This is a genomic window from Brevundimonas sp. UBA7506, assembly GCF_002479495.1.
Classification (GTDB): Bacteria; Pseudomonadota; Alphaproteobacteria; order Caulobacterales; family Caulobacteraceae; genus Brevundimonas.
In genome coordinates this window covers 120,978-139,184 of record NZ_DLNQ01000001.1, presented here as the reverse complement: position 1 = coordinate 139,184, position 18,207 = coordinate 120,978, and the positions used below count along the sequence as shown (strand labels likewise).

Sequence of the window (18,207 nt, the reverse complement as noted above, 5' to 3'; positions counted from 1 at the left end):
CTACCAGATACACAAGAACAAGACGTCCCAAGGACTGTCTTCGAACCCTTCTTCCTCACACACCGCCTTGCCGCGGGATGGAGCAGCCCGGTAGCTCGTCAGGCTCATAACCTGAAGGTCGCAGGTTCAAATCCTGCTCCCGCACCCAAACAAATAAGCCGCTAGATCAATCGTCTAGCGGCTTTTTGCTGTCCGAAATCTAACGCCCCAGATCCTGCCGTGGAAGCCACGCGGAAGCACCTGGCGCGCAAGTTGAGGCAAGGCGGGGCTTTGGATCACGATTCCCCTCGTTGGAAGCTTCAATGAGCGGCGCTGACGCCACAACTCACCTTGCGGTATGGCCAATTGGCTCAGCCTGCCGGGGCTCCCCTGTGCAGGGCTCTCATGCCGAACCGTGGAGAGCCCTGCGTCGAAACCCTTCGGTGAGTCGAAAGCAGCCTCTGAACCTGGCTCGCCAAGGTTCCACTTTTCGGGCGGGCATCAATGACCGCGTGTGGCGCCAGGAAGCCTTTTATCACTAGGGGGTGTTGCTCGGCGTACTCAGAGAACTCCACCCCGTTGGTGAAGAAGAGCATTAGTGACGGCGGAAACTAGCGGGTTTCAGACCGTGCCGTTTGAGCTTGTCATAGAGAGTCTTGCGCGGAATTTTTAGGTGTCGAAGGGTTTGGGCGATGTCCCCGCCGAGGGCTTCGAGGGTGTCCTGAAGGATTCGACTTTCGAAGCATGCGACGCGTTCGGCCAGTCCGCTTTCCGCTTCTCTGGTTGCGCCGTGACGGCTTTCCAGGCCTAGGGCGAAGCGTTGCGCAAAGTGGGACAGTTCGCGAATATTGCCGGGCCAGGGGGCCTCTAGAAGTTTCGAGCGAATCTCGTCCGTGACGACCGGGGCGACGCCGTCCGGGCCGACCTGGGCGCGAGCCAACAGGCTGGCGAAGAGCAGGGGGATGTCTTCACGACGTTCCCTCAGCGGGGGCATGCGCAGACGCACGGCGTTGAGGCGGTAGTAGAGATCCTCGCGCACTCGGCCCTGGGCGACCGCCTCGCTCAAATCGCCGGTGGACGACGCCAGGACCCGCAGATCGACGACGCGGGGGGCTTCGGCCCCGACAGGTTGGATTTCGCGCTCCTCAAGCACGCGCAGCATCTTGATCTGAACGGACAGCGGCATGGTGTCGACGGCGTCGAGGAAGAGGGTGCCGTTGTGCGCCCGCTCGACGTGCCCGAGGCGACGACGCATGGCCCCGGCGAAAGCGCCGAGCTCATGGCCGAACAGTTCGCTCTCGATCAGGCCTTCGGGCAAGGCGCCGCAGTTCACCGCGACGAAGGGCTGGGGGCGGCGGCGACCGTTGTAGTGAAGCGCGCGGGCGACGGCCTCCTTGCCGGAGCCCGTCTCGCCCTCGATCAGGACGTCCATGCGCGCGTCGGCGATCTGGGCGATGGTGGCGCGCAGGCGACGGATCGCCTGGCTTTCGCCCAGCAGCGGCAACTCCAGGCCCGCCTCGGACGACAGGGCGGTCAGGCGGCGATTGTCGAGAACCAGTGCCCTTTTCTCGTGGGCGCGTTTCAGGCTTTCGCGCAGGCGTTCAAAGGCGAAGGGCTTGGCCACGAAGTCGTAGGCGCCCGCGTTCATAGCGGCGACCGCTTCGGCGATGTCGCCATGGCCGGTGATCAGGATGACGGGCAGGGCAGCATCCAGCGTCTGAAGACGGGCGAGAAGTTGCCGCCCATCCATTCCGGGCATGCGCAGGTCGGTGACGACCACGCCGGCGAAGTCGGCGTCGATCTTGGCCAGGGCCGCCTCGGCGGAGCGGAAGGCGTGAACCGTCAGATTGTCGAGCTCCAGGCGTTCGACCAGGGCGGCGCGAAAATCGTCGTCGTCCTCGATCAGGGCGACGGAGTCGAGGCGCGGAAAGTCCATCACGCCTGCCTCAGGGTGACGACGAAGACGGCGCCGGTGTCGCTGGGTCGCAGATCCAGCTCGCCGTTGAAGGCGGCGACGATGTCGCGGCTGATGACCAGTCCAAGGCCTAGTCCATTGGACTTGCTGGTGACGAAGGGCGTGAAGAGCTGTTCGCGGATTGCTTCGGACAGACCGGGACCGTTGTCGGCCACGATCAACTCGACCTGGTCGGCCTCGCGTTTGACCGACAGAGTGACGATAGGGGTCGGAACGCCGTCCAGCGCCTCCAGCGCGTTCTGGATCAGGTTGACGATGACCTGTTCCAGACGAAACCGGTCCGCCATGACGACGGCGTCGGGGCCCTTGTGTCGGACCAGCCGGACCCCGGCCTGCCGCAAACGGCCGCCAAGCAGCAGCAGGGCGCCGTCGAGAGCTTCGTTGATCGAGACTGACGACACGCTGGGTTGGCTCTTGCGGGAGAAGGCGCGCAGTTCCTGGGTGATGGCGCCGATGCGGCTCGTCAGGTCGCCGATGCGGCTCAGGGCGCGGGCCGCCTTGGGGGCCTGGTCGCGTTCCAGCCAGGCCGCCGCCGTTTCGGCCTGCGTGAGAATGGCGGCGACGGGTTGATTGATTTCATGCGCCACGCCGGCGGCGATCTGGCCCAGGGCCGCCAGCTTGCCAGCCTGCACCAGCTCATCGCGTAAAGCCTCGCGGCTGGCTTCGGCGCGCATTCGTTCCTCGATCTGACGGTTCAACGCCTCGTTGGCCTCGCTGAGGTCGCGGGTGCGTTCGGCGATGCGGTGTTCCAGGTCCTGACGCGCGGCTTCGGCTGCGCGATGGCGCGCGGCGGCTTGCTGGCGGCGACGCAGCAGGACGGCCAGGACGCCGAAGACGAGGGTGACGATCAGGACGGCGATGGCGCGAGCGTTGGCTACGGCTGTTTCGATCGCGCCGCGCGTGGGCGTCAGCAGATGCAGGGTCCAGCCCGCGGTCGCGGTTTGAGATGAGGCGTGCATCCAGTGGCGAGCGGCGCCGTCGATCGGGGCGTCGACCAACTGCGAGCGTCCATCGGATGGCGTCTGGAAGTTCAAGGGCGTCAGGGCGCCGTGCCCCAGGGTCTGGTCGGCCAGTGTCAGTCGGCGGCTGGCGGCGTCCATCGGGCGCAGGGTGCGAAAACGCCAGGCCGGGACGCTGGTGATCAAGATCACGCCGCCGGGGTCGGCCACATAGGCCGGTTCGCCTGAGGCGCGCCATTCGGCTTCCAGGGTGTCGAACTCGACCTTGACCACGACCACGCCCAGGACGCGCCCGCCGCGATCCGAGACGCGTCGAGCCAGGAAGAGGCCCGGCGTTCGGCTAACTGTGCCCAGGGCGAAGAACTCGGCAGAGCCTTCGCGCATGGCCTTGATGAAGTAGGGGCGGAAGCTGTAGTCGGCGCCGACAAAGCTGATCGGCTGACGCCAGTTGCTGGCTGCGCGGGTCACGCCGTCTGCGGCGATGACATAGATGGCCGAGGCGCGGGTCTGATCGGCCAGGGTTTCGAGCCGCTGGTTCAGCGTCGTAGTTTCGGCGCCGTCCGGCGCGTTCAGCAGACGAACCACGTCAGGGTCCGTGACCAGAGCGGGCGGCAAGGATCGATACTTCTCAAGCTCGCTTCGCAGAACCGCGGCATGCAGCGCGGCGGCGTTTTCCGACTGGCGGGCCAGTGCGGCCTCGGCGCTGCGGCGCGCCGTTTCGCCGGCGGCGTAGGCCCCCGCCAAGCTGGCGGCCAGCCAGACCAAGGCCAGCAAAGCCAAGGTCAGCCGGTTTCGCAAATGGATCGGGGTCGCCGCGTGCATGGAGGCCGAATGGAGCATGAGTATGTGTGCGGTATTTCGCACAAATAAGCCATGTTTCGGAGTGGTTTTCCGCACGATTTGCGCGAAGGGAGCTGACAGCTCTTTAAAAAAGACATTAATATCAATGATCTGATAGATTTATGCTCGTGTGTTGGTCGCCCGTTCTCCCTGACGCAGACTGAGGCGCAAGCGTGACGAAGAGCACGCCGAGGAAATCCGCGAGCGTCTTGGCTCGCTGTCAGGAGCGACCTTCGTGATCCCTATCGCGTCAGAGACGGCGGCCGTCGCGCGCCGCCCCTTCTATCGGCACCTCTATTTTCAGGTGCTGGTCGCCATCGTGCTCGGCGGGGCCATAGGTCACTTCTGGCCGACCTTCGGCGAGAGCATGAAGCCGCTGGGCGATGGCTTCATCAAACTGGTGAAGATGGTCATCGCGCCGGTCATCTTCCTGACCATCGTCACCGGAATCGCCGGGATGCGCGACATCGGCCGGGTCGGCCGGGTCGCGGCCAAGGCATTCGGCTATTTTCTCGTCTTTTCGACGCTCGCCCTGATCGTTGGCTTGATCGTCGCCAATCTGGTCCAGCCGGGGCGCGGCCTGAATATCGATCCGGCCAGCCTCGACGCCGGTGCGGTGTCCCAGTACGCCCAGGCGGCGCATGAGAGCACCATCATCGGTTTCCTGAGCGGCATCATCCCGGACACCGTCGTCAGCGCCTTCTCGACTGGCAATATCCTACAGGTCCTGTTCGTCTCCATCCTGTTCGGCATAGCCCTGGCCATGATCGGCGATCTGGGCAAGCCGGTGATGAGCTTCCTGGAATCGGTCAGCGCGGCCTTCTTCAAGCTGGTCGCCATCCTGATGAAGGCCGCGCCGATCGGGGCCTTCGGGGCCTTCGCCTTCACCATCGGCGCCTATGGCATCGCCTCGGTGGCCAACCTGTTCGCCCTGATCGCCACCTTCTATCTGACGGCCGCCATCTTCGTCGTCGGGGTGCTGGGGCTGGTGGCCGTGGCCAATGGCTTCAACATCCTGAAGCTGATCCGCTACCTGAAGGAAGAACTGCTTCTGGTGCTGGGCACCTCCAGCTCCGAGGCGGCCCTGCCCAGCCTGATCTCCAAGATGGAGCGAGCCGGGGCGTCCAAGTCGGTCGTCGGTCTGGTCGTGCCGACGGGGTATTCGTTCAATCTGGACGGCACCAACATCTACATGACGATGGCGGCCCTGTTCATCGCCCAGGCGTTGAATATCGACCTCAGCCTGCAGGATCAGATCCTGCTGCTTCTGGTGGCCATGCTGTCGTCCAAGGGGGCGGCGGGCATCACTGGCGCCGGCTTTATCACCCTGGCGGCGACGCTGTCGGTGGTGCCGGCCGTGCCGGTGGCGGGCATGGCCCTGATCCTGGGCATCGACCGCTTCATGAGCGAATGCAGGGCCCTGACCAACTTCATCGGCAACGCGGTGGCGACCATCGTCGTGGCACGCTGGGAAGGCGAACTGGACCGCGATGCGCTGAAGGCCGCGCTGGACGGCGGACCCCAGCCCCTGGCGGCGTCGCCCGATCCGGCGGCGGGACCAGGCGATGATCTGGTGTTGGCCGACGACTGAACCGTCAGAATTTCAAAACCGCGACCGTCGGCAACAGGCGGCGCAAAGGGAGTGGAAAAATGAAAATGCATTCGAAGATCGCCTTGATGGCGACGACCGCCTCCGCCGTCCTGTTCGCGGGATTGGCGCAAGCTCAAGAGACGTCTTCCGTCGGCGGCGGCGAACAGGCGTCCCAGGTCGAGGACGTGGTCGTCGTCGGCACCAATATTCGCGGTGCCCGAACCACGGCGGCCCTGCCGGTGGTGGTCGCCGATCGCGAGCAGATCGAGGCCACGGGCGCGACGACTGGCGATGAACTCATGCGGACCATCCCCCAGATGGGCGATGTCCTGTTCGATTCCGCCAACAACCCCCAGACCTCGAACTCGGCGCGCGGCGACGTCAACTCGGTCAACCTGCGCTCGCTGGGCGTCGGCAATACCCTGGTCCTGCTGAACGGCCGTCGCCTGGTGCAGCATCCGACCAGCCAGGGCACCTCGGACACCGGTACGGTGCCAGTGCTCAGCTATAACTCCAATGCCATCCCGGTCTCGGGTCTGGAGCGGCTGGAAGTGCTGCTGGACGGCGCCGCCGCCATCTATGGCGCGGACGCGGTGGCGGGCGTGGTAAACACCGTGCTGCGCGACAACATCGACGGCCTGACGGTCAGCGCTCGCTACGGCGGCGCCGAGGGCACGCAGATGCGCGATACCGAGTTCAACCTGTTCGCAGGCAAGAATCTCGAGCGCGGCAACGTCTCGCTCTTCGCCAACTACGCTCAGCGCACGGCCCTGTGGGCTTCGGATCAGGACTTCACCCGTTCGGACGACATCCGCCCTCTGTTCGCGGACTACGCTGACTTCGCCGGGGTTCAGTCGCTGGACGGCCGGTCGTCACACACGCCCTGGGCGCGCTTGTCGGTAGGGTCGCGTGCGGTGATCCGTTCCAATGGAACGGCCGTGACCAACTCGGCCGGCACCTTCCGTTTCCAGCCGACCAGCTTCGGCTGTGGCGTCAGCGTCGGCAACGACATCTGCATCGCCAGCGGCAATCACAACTTCAACACCACGAACCGCGAGATGCGCTACGACACGCGTCACGAGACAACGGTGCGGCCCTCGGTCGAGCGGCTGAACCTCTTCCTGACCGGTCGCTATGACCTGACCGACACCGTCGAGGCCTTTGGCGAGATCGGTTATTACAGCGCGCACAGCCGCGCGGTGCAGCCGCCGGTGGTCAACCTGAACCAGATCTGGATCCCGGCCAGCAACTACTACAATCCCTTCGGTCCAGTGACCTTCTCCGACGGATCCGCCAACCCCAACCGTCTGCCGGGCCTGACCGGCGTGCCGGCGGCCGGGCTTCCGGTTCTGATGACCAACTACCGCTTCGTCGACACCGGCTTCCAGGTGGTCAAGGTCGACAACTATCAGGCCCGACTGCTGGGCGGCCTGCGCGGCGAGTGGCGCGGCTTCGACTGGGAGACGGCCCTAGTCTACTCCGAAGCCGAGGCCGAGGACGTTTCGCCCAATATCAACATGACCGCCCTGCAGCGCCAGTTGGCCCTGTCCACGCCTGACGCCTATAATCCCTTCAGCGGCGGCTGCGTCGCCACCACCAGCTACGGCGACTGCTCGCCCAGTTCGCGGGCGGCGATCGACGCCATCGTCTTCGACATGCGTCGCCTGTCGCGCACCACCCTGACCATGGCGGACTTCAAGCTGTCGCGGGGCGACCTGTTCCAACTGCCGGGCGGCCCGGCGGGCATGGCCTTCGGCGTCGAGGCGCGCCGCGAGACGCAGAAGGACGACCGCGACGCCAATGTGGATGGGACCTTCACCTTCACCGACATGGTGACGGGCGAAACCAACCTGTCCAATGTCTCGGCCGTCAGCCCCAACCCCGACACCAAGGGCAGCCGCGAAGTCTTCTCGACCTATATCGAGTTCGCCCTGCCTCTGGTGTCGCCCGAGATGAATATTCCGCTGATCTATCAGATGGATATGCAGGTCGCCGGTCGCTACGAGCACTATTCGGACTTTGGCTCCGTGGCCAAGCCCAAGGTGGCGGTGGCCTGGGATGTCGTTCCAGGCGTCCGCCTGCGCGGCTCCTATTCCGAGGGTTTCCGTGCGCCCAACCTGGAGCAGACCAACGCCACGCAATACTCGCGTCTGGCCAGCGGCGTGGACTATGTCCGCTGCGAAGCGGATCTGCGCGCGGGCCGCATCGCCAACTTCGCGGCTTGCGCCCAGAACACCTCGGGCGCCTCGCTGTTGGTCGCGGGCAATCCTGACCTCGAGCCGGAAGAGAGCACCAACAGCTCCTACGGCCTGGTGCTGCAGCCGTCCTTCATCCCCGATCGCTTCGGGGCCTTCACCTTCACCATCGACCGCTGGCGTATCGAGCAGGAGAAGATCGTCGGCCTGCTGGGGGCTCAGACGGCTTTGGCGCTGGACTATCTGAACCGTGTGGAGGGCGGCGCCAATCCGCTGGTCAACCGCCGCGCCGCCACGCCCGAAGATATCCTGCTGTTTGAAGGCACGGGCCTGACGCCGGTGGGCGAGGTGGTCTCGATCAATGATCGTTTCATCAACCTGCAGCCGCAGACGGTCAGCGGTCTGGACCTGGGCATGAACTGGTCGCTGCGCCGCACGCGCTTCGGCACCTTCACCGTCAATGTGAACGCCAGCAAACTGGACGAATTCTCGCGCGACCCTGGCGACATCGTGAACGCCCTCTACGCCGCCCGCGCCGCGGGTACGATCAACGCCGGAACCACCCTGCCGGAAACGGCCCAACTGGTCGGGCAAAACGGTCGGCCGGAATGGCGCGTCAACGCCAGCCTGACCTGGCGCAAGGGTCCGATCCGCGCGGGACTGTCGAGCCAGTACATCAGCGAATTCGATCAGCCCGGCCTGCTGGGCGCCTCAAACGAGGCCTGGGTGGTCGACTCGCGGCAGACGATCAATGCCTATGTGGACTATGAATTCCCCGCCGAGACCCGACTGCGTCTGGGCGTGCGCGATCTGACGGACCAGGGGCCGCCGCTGGCTGACGGCGGCTATCGGGGTTCGGTGCACAGCCCCTGGGGTCGCTACTGGTACGTCAACGCCAGCAAGTCGTTCTGATCGGAGAGGCGAGGGGATGCGCATGTTCAGGATCGTCTCGGGCGGTATCGCCCTGGCGTTTATCGGCGCGCCCTTCGCCGCCACCCAGGATGCGCTGGCGGCTTCCTCTCCGTCGGCGCCCGCCCCGGCCGTCTGTCCTGATTTCCTTCCGCAGCAGGCGCACTGCTGGTCGGGGCAGGCGGCCAAGGGCGGTTACTACTGGATCGCCGTGCCGGAAAACTGGAACGGCGCCTTGATCGTCCATGCCCACGGCGGACCACGCACGGGTGCGCCCAAGGCCGAGGACCCGCTGGAGGATCTGGAACGCTTCTCCATGACGGTGAAGGAAGGCTTCGCCTGGGCCGGCTCGACCTATCGCCGGGGCGGCTACGGCGTGCGCATGGCGGCCGAAGACACTGACGATCTGCGTCAGATCTTCTGGGATGCTTTTGGACGCCCACGCCGCACAATCCTTCACGGTCAGTCGTGGGGCGGCAATGTCGCGGCCAAGGCGGCGGAGCTCTATGCGCGCGACGCCGAAGGCCGGGTGGTCTGGGACGGCGTCGTCCTGACCAGCGGCGTCCTGGCCGGCGGGACCGAGGCCTACAGGTTCCGCGCCGACCTGCGCGCCGTCTATCAATACTATTGTCACAATCATCCGAAAGCCGACGAGGTCCAGTATCCGCTCTGGCAGGGCCTGCCCGATGGCGTCCGCATGACCCGCGTCGAGTTGGCGGAACGGGTCAAGACCTGCACCGGCGTCGGCCTGCCGGAGGCCGAGCGCTCGCCGGAACAGAAGCAGCGGCTGGCGGATATTCTCAATGTGGTCGGCGTCGAGGAAGACCAGTTGGTCGGCCACCTGGCCTGGGCCACCTTCCTGTTTCAGGACCTGGTTCAGCACCGGTTGGACGGGCTCAACCCCTTTTCCAATAGGGATGTCGTCTATGCTGGATCACATGACGATGCGGCTCTCAATGCGGGGGTGCAGCGGTTTGACTCTGATCCCATGGCGGTGGTGCGTCTGGCCTATGATGCTGATCTGTCGGGCCTGATCGTGGCGCCGACCGTGACCATTCACGGCAAGTATGACCCCACGGCTTTCGTCTCGCACCAGGCAGCCTATCGCGAGAGGGTCGCGGCGGCGGGACGGTCGGACCTTCTGGTCCAGACCTTCACCAATGAAGCCGAGCACAGCGCCCTGAGCGCCCCGGAATATGTCGCTGTTTTCGAAGCCTTGACGGCTTGGATCGACCAAGGCGCCAAGCCCGACGCGGAGTCTGTGGCGGCGCTCTGTGCAGCCGCTCGCTCTCGGTATGCCGGAGCGTGTCTGTTCGACGAACACTATCGGCCGGCCACTGGCCGCTTGAGAGAGGCTGATACGAGCAAGCGGAAGCCTTCGTCCGAGCTTATTGGTCCGGGTGCCTGAAGCCGATTTACGGATGATGGCGCGCGAGTTGGTCCTGTAGTCGTTCGACCGACTTGCGCTGAGCCGCTGCGGCGTCGCGGTCAGTGCGACAGCCCGACGGGAAGATGGCTCTTATCGTGACGGCCCACCCGCTCCACCAGGGTTTGTCCCGCAGCGTTCATGCCTATGACCTCGACTTCGGCCCCCTGCTTCCGATAACGGAAAACGACCTTGTCGACAGCGGCGACGCCTGTCAGGTCCCACAGGTGGGCGTCGGTCATATCGATCTCCACGCGTCTGGGGCTGCCGTGGTGCTCGAAGGCTGCGGCGAAGACATCGGCCGAAGCGAAAAACAACTGCCCAGACACGCGGTAGCGCAGCACGCCGTCTTCCGGCGTTTCGATCTCTTCGACGACCGCGGTCTTACCGACCTTGCGCATGAAGAAGACGGCCGAGAGGATCACGCCCAGGACGACGCCCTTGGACAGATCATGGGTGGCCACGACAGTCGCCGTCGTGGCGATCATGACGATGGACGACTGGAACGGCGTTGAGTGCAGCTTCAGGACCGAGCTCCAGTCGAAGGTTCCGATGGACACCATGATCATCACCGCCACGAGAGCCGCCATGGGTATCCGCGCCACCCAATCCTGAAGCACCAGGATCAGGAACAAGAGGAAGAGGCCAGCCCATAGGGTGGACAGGCGGCCTCGCGCGCCGGAGGTCACATTGATGATCGACTGGCCGATCATGGCGCAGCCCGCCATGCCGCCGAACAGGGGTGACAGGATGTTGGCGATGCCCTGACCGCGGGTCTCGCGGTCCTTGTCAGAAGGCGTGTCGGTCAGATCGTCGATCAGGTTCGCCGTGAGCAGGCTTTCCAGCAGGCCGACGAAGGCCAATGTGGCCGAGACCGGCGCGATGATGACGAGAGTCTCCCAGGTCAGCGGGACGGCCGGCAGATGGAAGATCGGCAGGGACGAAGGCATCTGCCCCATGTCGCCGACCGTGCGGACATCCAGACCGGTCATGATCACGAAGCCGCTGATCAGGACGATGGCGACCAGGGGCGAAGGCACGGCCTTGGTCAGGCGAGGGAAGCCGTAGATGATGGCCAGTGCAGCGCCGACCAGAGCAAAGGTCTGCCAGTTGGCGCCGATCAGTTCCGGCATCTGAGCCAGGAAGATCAGGATGGCCAGAGAGTTGACGAAGCCGGTCATGACGCTGCGGCTGACGAAGCGGATGTAGCGGCCTAGTTTCAGCAGGCCGATGATGATCTGAAAGACGCCGCACAGGATTGATGCGGCGAACAGGTATTCCAGGCCATGATCACGGACGAGCGTAACCATGAGCAGGGCCATGGCGCCGGTCGCGGCCGAGATCATGGCGGGTCGCCCACCGACGAAGGCGATGGTCACGGCGATGACGAAGCTGGCGTAAAGGCCCACGGCGGGATCGACGCCGGCGATGATGGAGAAGGCGATGGCCTCCGGGATAAGGGCCAGCGCCACGACGGTGCCCGCCAGCAAATCGCGGCGAGGGTTGGCGAGCCATTGCTGGCGCGCGGATGCAATAATGGACATTCAGGATTTCATTTGGACGAGCCGCATGCGGCGGCTCAGTTTCCCGACGGATCGGCGGACGGGATAGCCACCCGGCAGCCCAGGGGCGCCGAGTCCAAGGTGAACGACGGCATGCATGCCGCTACGGGGCTTTGAATGCAAGATCCGTCACGTTCACTGCGCAAGAGGTTTGGACGAATCGACGGGGGGCGGCCGCCTGTTTCAGGCGCCCGCGACGGGTGCGGCTAGTGTCAAATCAATGCGACGGCGACCCCGCTTGCGGCGGTCAGGGCAACGACTATCCATGGTGGGCACTTCCACACCGTCAGCAGAACAAAGCCCGCCAGCGCCACGAAGAAGTCTATCGCACTCAGGATCGCGCCGGTTCCTACAGGGGTATAGAGGGCGAAAGCCAGAATGCCGACGACTGCCGCGTTCGCGCCGCGCATCGCCGCCTGGGCCGCCGGTCGGGCGCGCAGCAAACTCCAGAACGGCAGCACCCCTGTCACCAGCAACAATCCCGGGGCGAAGATCGCCACGAGACAAAGGGCGGTCCCGGCTAATCCATTTGGAGAAGGCTCCATGGCGGCGCCCAGATAGGCGGCGAAGGTGAAAAGCGGCCCCGGCACGGCTTGGGCCGCGCCATAGCCCGCTAGAAAGCCATTGGAATCGATCCAGCCGGGCTGCACCACGCCTTCTTCGAGCAGGGGCAGAACGACGTGACCGCCTCCGAAAACGAAAGCGCCGGCTCGATAGAAGACGTCCAGCAAGGCGACGCCGTGGAGCCCTGTCGCCATGGAGGCGAGCGGCAAGCCCGCCAGAAGCAGAAGGAACAGGACCAGAGCCCCTGCGCCGGCGCGCCGTGAAATCGGGAAGTTTGGAGTCGATGCTGATGTGGCGTTCGTCGTCTGGCAGAGGCGCAGCCCCGCCAGGCCGCCGATGACGATGGCGACGATCTGACCTGTCGCTCCGCCGAGCAACAACAGGATTACAACAGCGGCTAGGCCGATGGCCGCTCTTTGCCAGTCGGGGGTCAGGGTGCGGGCCATCCCCCAGACCGCCTGAGCGACCACAGCCACGGCCACCAGCTTCAGTCCATGCAGCAGGCCCATTCCAACCGGACCGTTGAGCGAGGCTGCGCCCATGGCGAACAAGACCAGAAGCGCGGCGGACGGCAGTGTGAAGGCGCACCATGCCGCAACGCCGCCCAATGGGCCGGCGCGCCACAAGCCCAAGGCGTAGCCCGCTTGGCTGGAGGCTGGGCCGGGCAGGAATTGGCACATGGCGACCAAGTCGGCGTATCCGGCTTCATCGATCCAACGGCGTCGCGAGACCAACTCGTCCCGGAAATAGCCGAGGTGCGCCACGGGCCCGCCGAACGACGTGAGGCCGAGCTTGAGGAAGACCGCGAAGACCTCTGTCGGCGAACCGGCCAGTGGCGCGCTCGGGCGCCCGTGGACTGAGCTGGATTCGCCGCTGATTTCCGTGGCCATTCTCTAACAATCCAGCCTGAGGCTACGCAGACCTGGTCGCGATCGCGGACAGGTCGTTGGCCGCATCGATCGGCACGCCTGACGCCTTCCGCTCGGAATAGCGATCCACCAACTGGTCGGCATGGGCGCGGGTCAGGACGGTGAAGCGCACCAGTTCCTCCATCACGTCGACGATGCGATCATAGTAGCTGGACGGCTTCATGCGGCCGTCGTCGTCGAATTCCATGAAGGCCTTGGCCACGCTGGACTGGTTGGGGATGGTGATCATCCGCATCCAGCGGCCCAGCAGGCGCAGGGTGTTGACCGCGTTGAAACTCTGCGAGCCGCCGGAGACCTGCATGACCGCCAGGGTGCGGCCCTGGGTCGGACGCATGCCGCCCATGCTGAGCGGCAGGTGATCGATCTGCAGCTTCATGATCCCCGAAATCTGACCGTGGCGTTCCGGGCTGCTCCAGACCATGCCTTCAGACCACAGGGCGTGCTCGCGCAGTTCGTGGACGGCGGGATGATCGTCGTAGGCGACCTGATCGGTCAGCGGCAGGTCGGACGGATCGAAGATGCGCGTCTCGCAGCCCATGAAGCGCAGAAGGCGGGCGGCCTCCTCGACGCACAGCCGGGAAAAGGACCGATCCCGCAGCGAGCCGTAGAGCAGCAGGATGCGCGGCGGATGGTCGTTCGGACCGAGACCCAGCGCGGGGCGGCTGGACAGATAGGCCGGGTCGAGCGCGGGCAGGTGGTCGGGATCGGGCAGGTCGCGAAGGCGGGTCATTGGATACGCAGATCCTTGAACATGAAGGTCGCCGATGCCGGGCACAGGCCGCTGAACTGGCGAGAGGCGGCGATGGCGGGCGGCGCGGCTGACCGAAGGGCGACCGAGTAGCCGCGCCGCTGGAAGAAGGCGGCGGCCGAGGTCGTGAGCAGATAGAGGCTGGCAGCGCCTTGCTGGGCGGCTTCAGTTTCGAGCCAGGACAGGATCGCCCCGCCGTGACCGCCGCCGCGACGGCCGTCAGGGACGACGATGGAGCGGATCAGGACGTCGGGCCCGACCTGCTCCAGCCCGCCGTAGCCGACCAGCCCCTCGCCATTCTCAAAGCGGAAGAAGCGCCGGCCGGGTTCGTGGAGGTCATCCGTCGGTAGTCCGGCAGCCTCCAGCGCGGCGATCAGGTCGGCGGTGGGTTCGGGCAACGCCGAGACGTTGAAGGCCATCAGCAGGCGTCCTTCTTCGGGGCGGTCGCGGGGAAGTAGCGGCGGCCCAGCCACAGGGCGACCGACACCAGCAGGATCAGCACCGGGACCTCGACCAGCGGGCCGATGACCGCCGCGAAGGCGACCGGCGACGCCAGCCCGAAGGCGGCGATGGCGACGGCGATCGCCAGTTCAAAATTGTTGGAGGCGGCGGTGAAGGCCAGGGCCGTGGTGCGCGGATAGTCCGCCTCGATCAACCGTCCCATCAGGAAGCTGACCACGAACATGACGAAGAAGTAGATCGTCAGCGGGATGGCGATGCGCAGGGCGTCCAGCGGCAGGGCGACCACTTCGCCGCCCTTGAGGCTGAACATGGCGACGATGGTGAAGAGAAGGGCGATCAGGGTGATCGGCGTGATGCGCGGCAGGAAGCGCGTCTCGTACCAGTCATTTCCCTTCCTCGCGACAAGGGTGCGCCGGGTCAGGACCCCCCCGAGGAAGGGCAGGCCCAGATAGACCAGGACGGCGCCGGCGATGGTCCAGACGGTGACGTCCACCACGCTGCTCTCCAGCCCGAACAGGGGCGGCAACACGGTCAGGAACAGCCAGGCGTAGAGGCTGAAGAAGGCGATCTGGAAGAGCGAATTGAAGGCGACCAGACCCGCCACATACTGGTTGTCGCCGCGCGCCAACTGGTTCCAGACCAGCACCATGGCGATGCAGCGGGCCAGACCGATCAGGATGACGCCGGTCATGTATTCCGGCTGGTCGCGCAGGAAGATGACCGCCAGGGCGAACATCAGCACCGGCCCCAGCACCCAGTTCTGGAACAGGGACAGGGCAAGCACGCGCCTGTCCGCGAAGACGCGCGGCAGTTCCTCGTACTTCACCCGCGCCAGCGGCGGATACATCATCAGGATCAGGCCGATGGCGATGGGGATGTTGGTCGTCCCGACCGACAGGCCGTCGATCCAGGCGGGAAGGCCCGGCACGACCGCACCCAGCAGCACGCCCAGCGCCATCGCGGCGAAAATCCAAAGTGTCAGCCAGCGGTCGAGGAAGGACAGGCGGCGCTTTGGCTGTTCAGTGATGACGGCGTCGACCATCAGCGGATCCTTCGGCCCTCAGTATCGATGACGACCTCGCCGTCCTCCTTGGTGAAGGGCTTAAGCCCCTCGGCCGGCAGAAGGTTGAGGACCGCCTCCGACGGCCGGCACAATTGCACCCCCAGCGGCGAGACGACGATCGGGCGGTTCAGCAGGATCGGATGGGCCTCGATGGCGTCCAGAAGCTGGTCATCCGTCAGGGCGGGATCGCCGAGGCCCAGTTCGGCGAAGGGCGTGCCCTTCTCGCGCAGAAGGCTGCGCAGCGGAACGCCCATGCGCCTGACCAGCTCCGTGATCATGGCGCGGCTGGGCGGCGTCTTCAGATACTCGATGACGTGGGGCTCGATCCCGGCGTGACGGATCAGGGCGAGGGCGTTGCGCGACGTTCCGCAGGCGGGGTTGTGATAGATGACGACGTCCATGAGGTCCTCAGGCGCGGCAGGGCGCGAGTTCGGCCAGAAGCGGCTCGCACAGGTCGGCGCGGCCCTGGCAGCAGTCCTTCAGCAGGAAGACGACAAGCGCCTGAAGGCGGCTCAGGTCGGCGCGGTAAATGATCGACCGGCTGCGACGTTCCGAACTGATCAGGCCGGCGCGGGACAGGACCCCGAGGTGCGCCGACATGGTGTTGGCGGGCACTGCCAGGGCGTCCGCGATCTCTCCGGCGGGCAGGCCAGCGGGTTCATGCCGGGCCAGCAGGCGGAAGGTCTCCAGCCGCGTGGGCTGGGCCAGGGCGGCGAGGGCGAGAATGGCGGCTTCTGATTCCATGATTCCAAGATAATGGAATGAATGTTGGCGTCAATCAAGCCGGGAACGCTACGCGAGGATGAACGTCAACTGTCGGTCGAGAGGCCGATGACCGTTCCTCGCGCTATGCCGACGTCAGGCGGCGTCATCTCCGTCAATGTTCTGTTTCTATAGAGCCAGTCTGATGGAAGCCTTCAGGCTTCTGGGCGCGCCGGGAAAGATCCAGAGCGGACTGTAGGAGCTCTGGGCGTAGCGTTCGTCGAAGAGGTTATCGATTTCCAGGCGCGTGCTGATGCGATCCGTCAGGCCATATTCGACTGCTGCCTTGGCCTTCCAATAGGCGGGCAGACGAACGCCGCTGCCGTCGATGGCCGCCGCCCGATCACCGGCATAGGCGGCGCCGGCGGTGAGGGACCATTCCGTCCCGTGAGACGTGCGGAACCGGCCGATGACGAACAGGGAGCCGGAATGTTCGGGCACATTGAGGACGTCTTCGCTGGCGAAGGCCGCGTCATCGGTCTTCGCGTCCGTCCAGGCGTAGTTGGCTACAACCTGCCACGTCTCCCCGATGCGCAGGGATCCGTCCAGTTCGACGCCTCGCGTGGTCAATCGGCCGACCGGGGCGAGGTAGTTCGGGTCCACCGGGTCATTGGTCAGGATGTTGTTCTTCTCGATGTCGAAGACGGTCGCCGCAAGATCCAGTCCCTCCCAGGCGCCGGACAGCCCGATCTCGTAGCCCTGGCCTTCCTCGGGGGCGAAGCCGGAGCCGTCGCGACCTGTGCCGGAATTAAGGACAAAGGAGCGTCCATAGCTGGCGTGCGCCGTGATGGCGTCGGTCAGGCGATAGCGGGCGGCGATGCGGTAATCGATCGGGGCGTCGGTGTTCTCGCCCACCGCGCCGGTGCGATTGTTGCGGATGGTCTGGCGATAGTCGTCGTAACGCAAGCCGGCCAGGAGGCTAAGGCGGTCGTTCACCTCCCACAGGTCCTGGGCGTAGAGGGTGACGACCTCGCGCGTCTCCAGATTGTCGGTGAAGGGCAGGGGCGTCGGGGCCGCGCCGCCATAGACCGGATCATGGACGTTGATGGGATAGGGGTTGTCCAGGGTCGGGTTGATGCGCAGCCAGCGCTCGCCATAGGTCAGGCTGTAGGCCTTGGCGCCGAGTTCGAGGTTGTGCACGCCCTTGGCGGCGCGGAACTGGCCGTTCAACGCCAGTCGGGCGGACAGATCCTCGACCGAGAAGTCCCGGCCTCGGCGCTGGCGCCAAAGCGTGTCGCCGATCAGGCGAGAGTGGTCGCTGGAGAGGCCGCGTAGCGAGCCGCCGCGCCAGGCCAAGCCGCCCTTCAGTGTCCAGTCGTCGTTCAGGCGATAGTCGCCTGTGATCTGGTGGCGCTCATTGCGAAAGCGCGTCGGACCGTCGCTGGGCTCACCGAAGTAGCGCGACGAAGGCAGGGCCAGGGCGTCGCCGTTGATGGCCGGCTGGCCGCGGTCGAACAGGGTGGTGAAGGTGGTGAATTCGCCCACATAGGTCAGCCGCAGGTCGTCATTCGGCCGCCAGGTCAGGGACGGCGAGACGACGGTTCGGTCGAGCCCGACGTAATCGCGCCAGCCGCTGCTGGTTTCGCCGGCGACCACCAGGCGACCGGCAAGCGTTTTAGACAGCGGCCCCGTCAGATCCAGTTCTCCGCGTCGCAACCCGAACGAACCCACGGTGGCGATGAAGGCGGCGTCCGGGACAAAGCGCGGGGTGCGGGAGACGATGTTGACCCGACCAGCAGGATCGATGTCGCCGAACAGGGCGCCGGCCGGGCCCTTGAGGACTTCGATCCTTTCCGCCGTCGCCGGATCGCGCGGCGGCGCCATGCCCCGGTTAGCCAGGAAGCCGTCGACATAGTATTCGGCGCCGCCGTCCGGCGTGCCCAGGAAGCCGCGAATGGCGAAGTTGTCCATGACGCCGCCGCGGTTGTTCTGCTGACTGACCCCGCTGACCAGTTCGAGCGCATCGGCGAGGCGAACCGCGCCGACGGCGTGCAGAAGATCGCTTTCGATGGAGCGGCTGGACGGCGACATCCGTTCGGTCGCCGGGCCGGCGCCCAGGGTCAGATCGCGCGTCTTCCGGCGACCTAGGACCACGATTTCGCCCACAGTCGTTGCCTCATTCGTCTGGACTTCGGCATGATCACGGGACGTCGGGTCAGCCGCCGCCAGAAGACACAGACTGGCGCAACTCGAAAGCAGGGACACGGCGACTCCGTTTGTAATGTTATTACATATCGGCTAAT

At 65.4% G+C, this 18,207-nt stretch carries 13 protein-coding genes, 1 tRNA gene and 1 other annotated feature; of the genes, 4 read left to right on the top strand and 10 right to left on the bottom strand.

Going from position 1 to position 18,207, the window contains the following annotated elements; translation table 11 throughout:
- Window positions 1–71 precede the first annotated feature (71 nt).
- Window positions 72–148: transfer RNA gene (locus B3K53_RS00620), tRNA-Met, on the top strand.
- 426 nt (window positions 149–574) lie between these two features.
- Here the strand turns inward: B3K53_RS00620 and B3K53_RS00615 are convergent.
- Together B3K53_RS00615 and B3K53_RS00610 are read right to left on the bottom strand one after the other, a co-directional pair.
- Window positions 575–1,915, bottom strand: a complete 1,341-nt coding sequence (locus B3K53_RS00615; RefSeq protein ID WP_292081962.1) for a sigma-54-dependent transcriptional regulator — start codon at window positions 1,913–1,915, stop codon at window positions 575–577.
- Window positions 1,915–3,753 carry a sensor histidine kinase gene (locus B3K53_RS00610; protein ID WP_292081961.1) on the bottom strand — a complete coding sequence of 613 codons (1,839 nt, stop codon included), beginning with the start codon at window positions 3,751–3,753 and terminating at the stop codon, window positions 1,915–1,917. Before B3K53_RS00610 ends, B3K53_RS00615 begins: the two co-directional genes overlap by 1 nt.
- Window positions 3,754–3,988: 235 nt before the next feature.
- Here B3K53_RS00610 and B3K53_RS00605 point away from each other — a divergent pair, with 235 nt between their 5' ends.
- From B3K53_RS00605 to B3K53_RS00595, 3 genes are read left to right on the top strand one after another with little or no spacing between them, the layout of a single operon-like run.
- Window positions 3,989–5,344 carry a dicarboxylate/amino acid:cation symporter gene (locus B3K53_RS00605; RefSeq protein ID WP_292081958.1) on the top strand — a complete coding sequence of 452 codons (1,356 nt, stop codon included), beginning with the start codon at window positions 3,989–3,991 and terminating at the stop codon, window positions 5,342–5,344.
- Window positions 5,345–5,403: 59 nt separating this feature from the next.
- A complete protein-coding gene (locus tag B3K53_RS00600; protein WP_292081956.1) occupies window positions 5,404–8,451 on the top strand; it encodes a TonB-dependent receptor domain-containing protein in 3,048 nt (1,015 codons plus the stop codon).
- Between the two features lie 22 nt (window positions 8,452–8,473).
- Window positions 8,474–9,856 (top strand): hypothetical protein, encoded by a 1,383-nt coding sequence (locus tag B3K53_RS00595; protein WP_292081955.1) that lies wholly within the window; start codon window positions 8,474–8,476, stop codon window positions 9,854–9,856.
- Window positions 9,857–9,936: 80 nt separating this feature from the next.
- Here the strand turns inward: B3K53_RS00595 and B3K53_RS00590 are convergent, their stop codons facing one another.
- From B3K53_RS00590 to B3K53_RS00555, 8 genes are all read right to left on the bottom strand, one after another.
- Entirely contained in the window at window positions 9,937–11,412 is a 1,476-nt protein-coding gene (locus B3K53_RS00590; protein WP_313412962.1) for a SulP family inorganic anion transporter, read from the bottom strand.
- A 43-nt stretch (window positions 11,413–11,455) separates the two neighbouring features.
- Window positions 11,456–11,517 (bottom strand) — a sequence feature (sul1 is cis-regulatory element that is thought to sense ions involved in sulfur or methionine metabolism; They are found in Alphaproteobacteria).
- Window positions 11,518–11,648: 131 nt separating this feature from the next.
- Window positions 11,649–12,890 (bottom strand): chromate efflux transporter, encoded by a 1,242-nt coding sequence (gene chrA, locus B3K53_RS00585; RefSeq protein WP_292081953.1) that lies wholly within the window; start codon window positions 12,888–12,890, stop codon window positions 11,649–11,651.
- A gap of 22 nt (window positions 12,891–12,912) precedes the next feature.
- Window positions 12,913–13,659 (bottom strand): arsenical resistance protein ArsH, encoded by a 747-nt coding sequence (gene arsH / locus B3K53_RS00580; protein ID WP_292081952.1) that lies wholly within the window; start codon window positions 13,657–13,659, stop codon window positions 12,913–12,915.
- On the bottom strand, window positions 13,656–14,096 hold the full coding sequence (gene arsN2, locus B3K53_RS00575; RefSeq protein ID WP_292081951.1) for an arsenic resistance N-acetyltransferase ArsN2: 441 nt from the start codon (window positions 14,094–14,096) through the stop codon (window positions 13,656–13,658). The genes arsH and arsN2 overlap by 4 nt, the downstream gene beginning before the upstream one ends.
- On the bottom strand, window positions 14,096–15,181 hold the full coding sequence (arsB, locus tag B3K53_RS00570) for an ACR3 family arsenite efflux transporter (RefSeq protein WP_292081950.1): 1,086 nt from the start codon (window positions 15,179–15,181) through the stop codon (window positions 14,096–14,098). The genes arsN2 and arsB overlap by 1 nt, the downstream gene beginning before the upstream one ends.
- A complete protein-coding gene (gene arsC / locus B3K53_RS00565) occupies window positions 15,181–15,603 on the bottom strand; it encodes an arsenate reductase (glutaredoxin) (protein ID WP_292081949.1) in 423 nt (140 codons plus the stop codon). The genes arsB and arsC overlap by 1 nt, the downstream gene beginning before the upstream one ends.
- Before the next feature lie 7 nt (window positions 15,604–15,610).
- A complete protein-coding gene (locus B3K53_RS00560) occupies window positions 15,611–15,946 on the bottom strand; it encodes an ArsR/SmtB family transcription factor (protein WP_292081948.1) in 336 nt (111 codons plus the stop codon).
- Between the two features lie 147 nt (window positions 15,947–16,093).
- The gene (locus B3K53_RS00555; RefSeq protein WP_292081946.1) at window positions 16,094–18,169 is read right to left on the bottom strand and encodes a TonB-dependent siderophore receptor; all 2,076 of its coding nucleotides are present in this window, start codon (window positions 18,167–18,169) and stop codon (window positions 16,094–16,096) included.
- Window positions 18,170–18,207 lie beyond the last annotated feature (38 nt).

What these genes read in the sequence shown, in the direction of transcription:
- B3K53_RS00615 (WP_292081962.1), bottom strand. Translation starts at nt 1,915, where the DNA reads ATGGACTTTCCGCGCCTCGACTCCGTCGCCCTGATCGAGGACGACGAC.
- B3K53_RS00610 (WP_292081961.1), bottom strand. Translation starts at nt 3,753, where the DNA reads ATGCTCCATTCGGCCTCCATGCACGCGGCGACCCCGATCCATTTGCGA.
- B3K53_RS00600 (WP_292081956.1), top strand. Translation starts at nt 5,404, where the DNA reads ATGAAAATGCATTCGAAGATCGCCTTGATGGCGACGACCGCCTCCGCC.
- B3K53_RS00595 (WP_292081955.1), top strand. Translation starts at nt 8,474, where the DNA reads ATGTTCAGGATCGTCTCGGGCGGTATCGCCCTGGCGTTTATCGGCGCG.
- chrA (WP_292081953.1), bottom strand. Translation starts at nt 12,890, where the DNA reads ATGGCCACGGAAATCAGCGGCGAATCCAGCTCAGTCCACGGGCGCCCG.
- arsH (WP_292081952.1), bottom strand. Translation starts at nt 13,659, where the DNA reads ATGACCCGCCTTCGCGACCTGCCCGATCCCGACCACCTGCCCGCGCTC.
- arsN2 (WP_292081951.1), bottom strand. Translation starts at nt 14,096, where the DNA reads ATGGCCTTCAACGTCTCGGCGTTGCCCGAACCCACCGCCGACCTGATC.
- arsB (WP_292081950.1), bottom strand. Translation starts at nt 15,181, where the DNA reads ATGGTCGACGCCGTCATCACTGAACAGCCAAAGCGCCGCCTGTCCTTC.
- arsC (WP_292081949.1), bottom strand. Translation starts at nt 15,603, where the DNA reads ATGGACGTCGTCATCTATCACAACCCCGCCTGCGGAACGTCGCGCAAC.
- B3K53_RS00560 (WP_292081948.1), bottom strand. Translation starts at nt 15,946, where the DNA reads ATGGAATCAGAAGCCGCCATTCTCGCCCTCGCCGCCCTGGCCCAGCCC.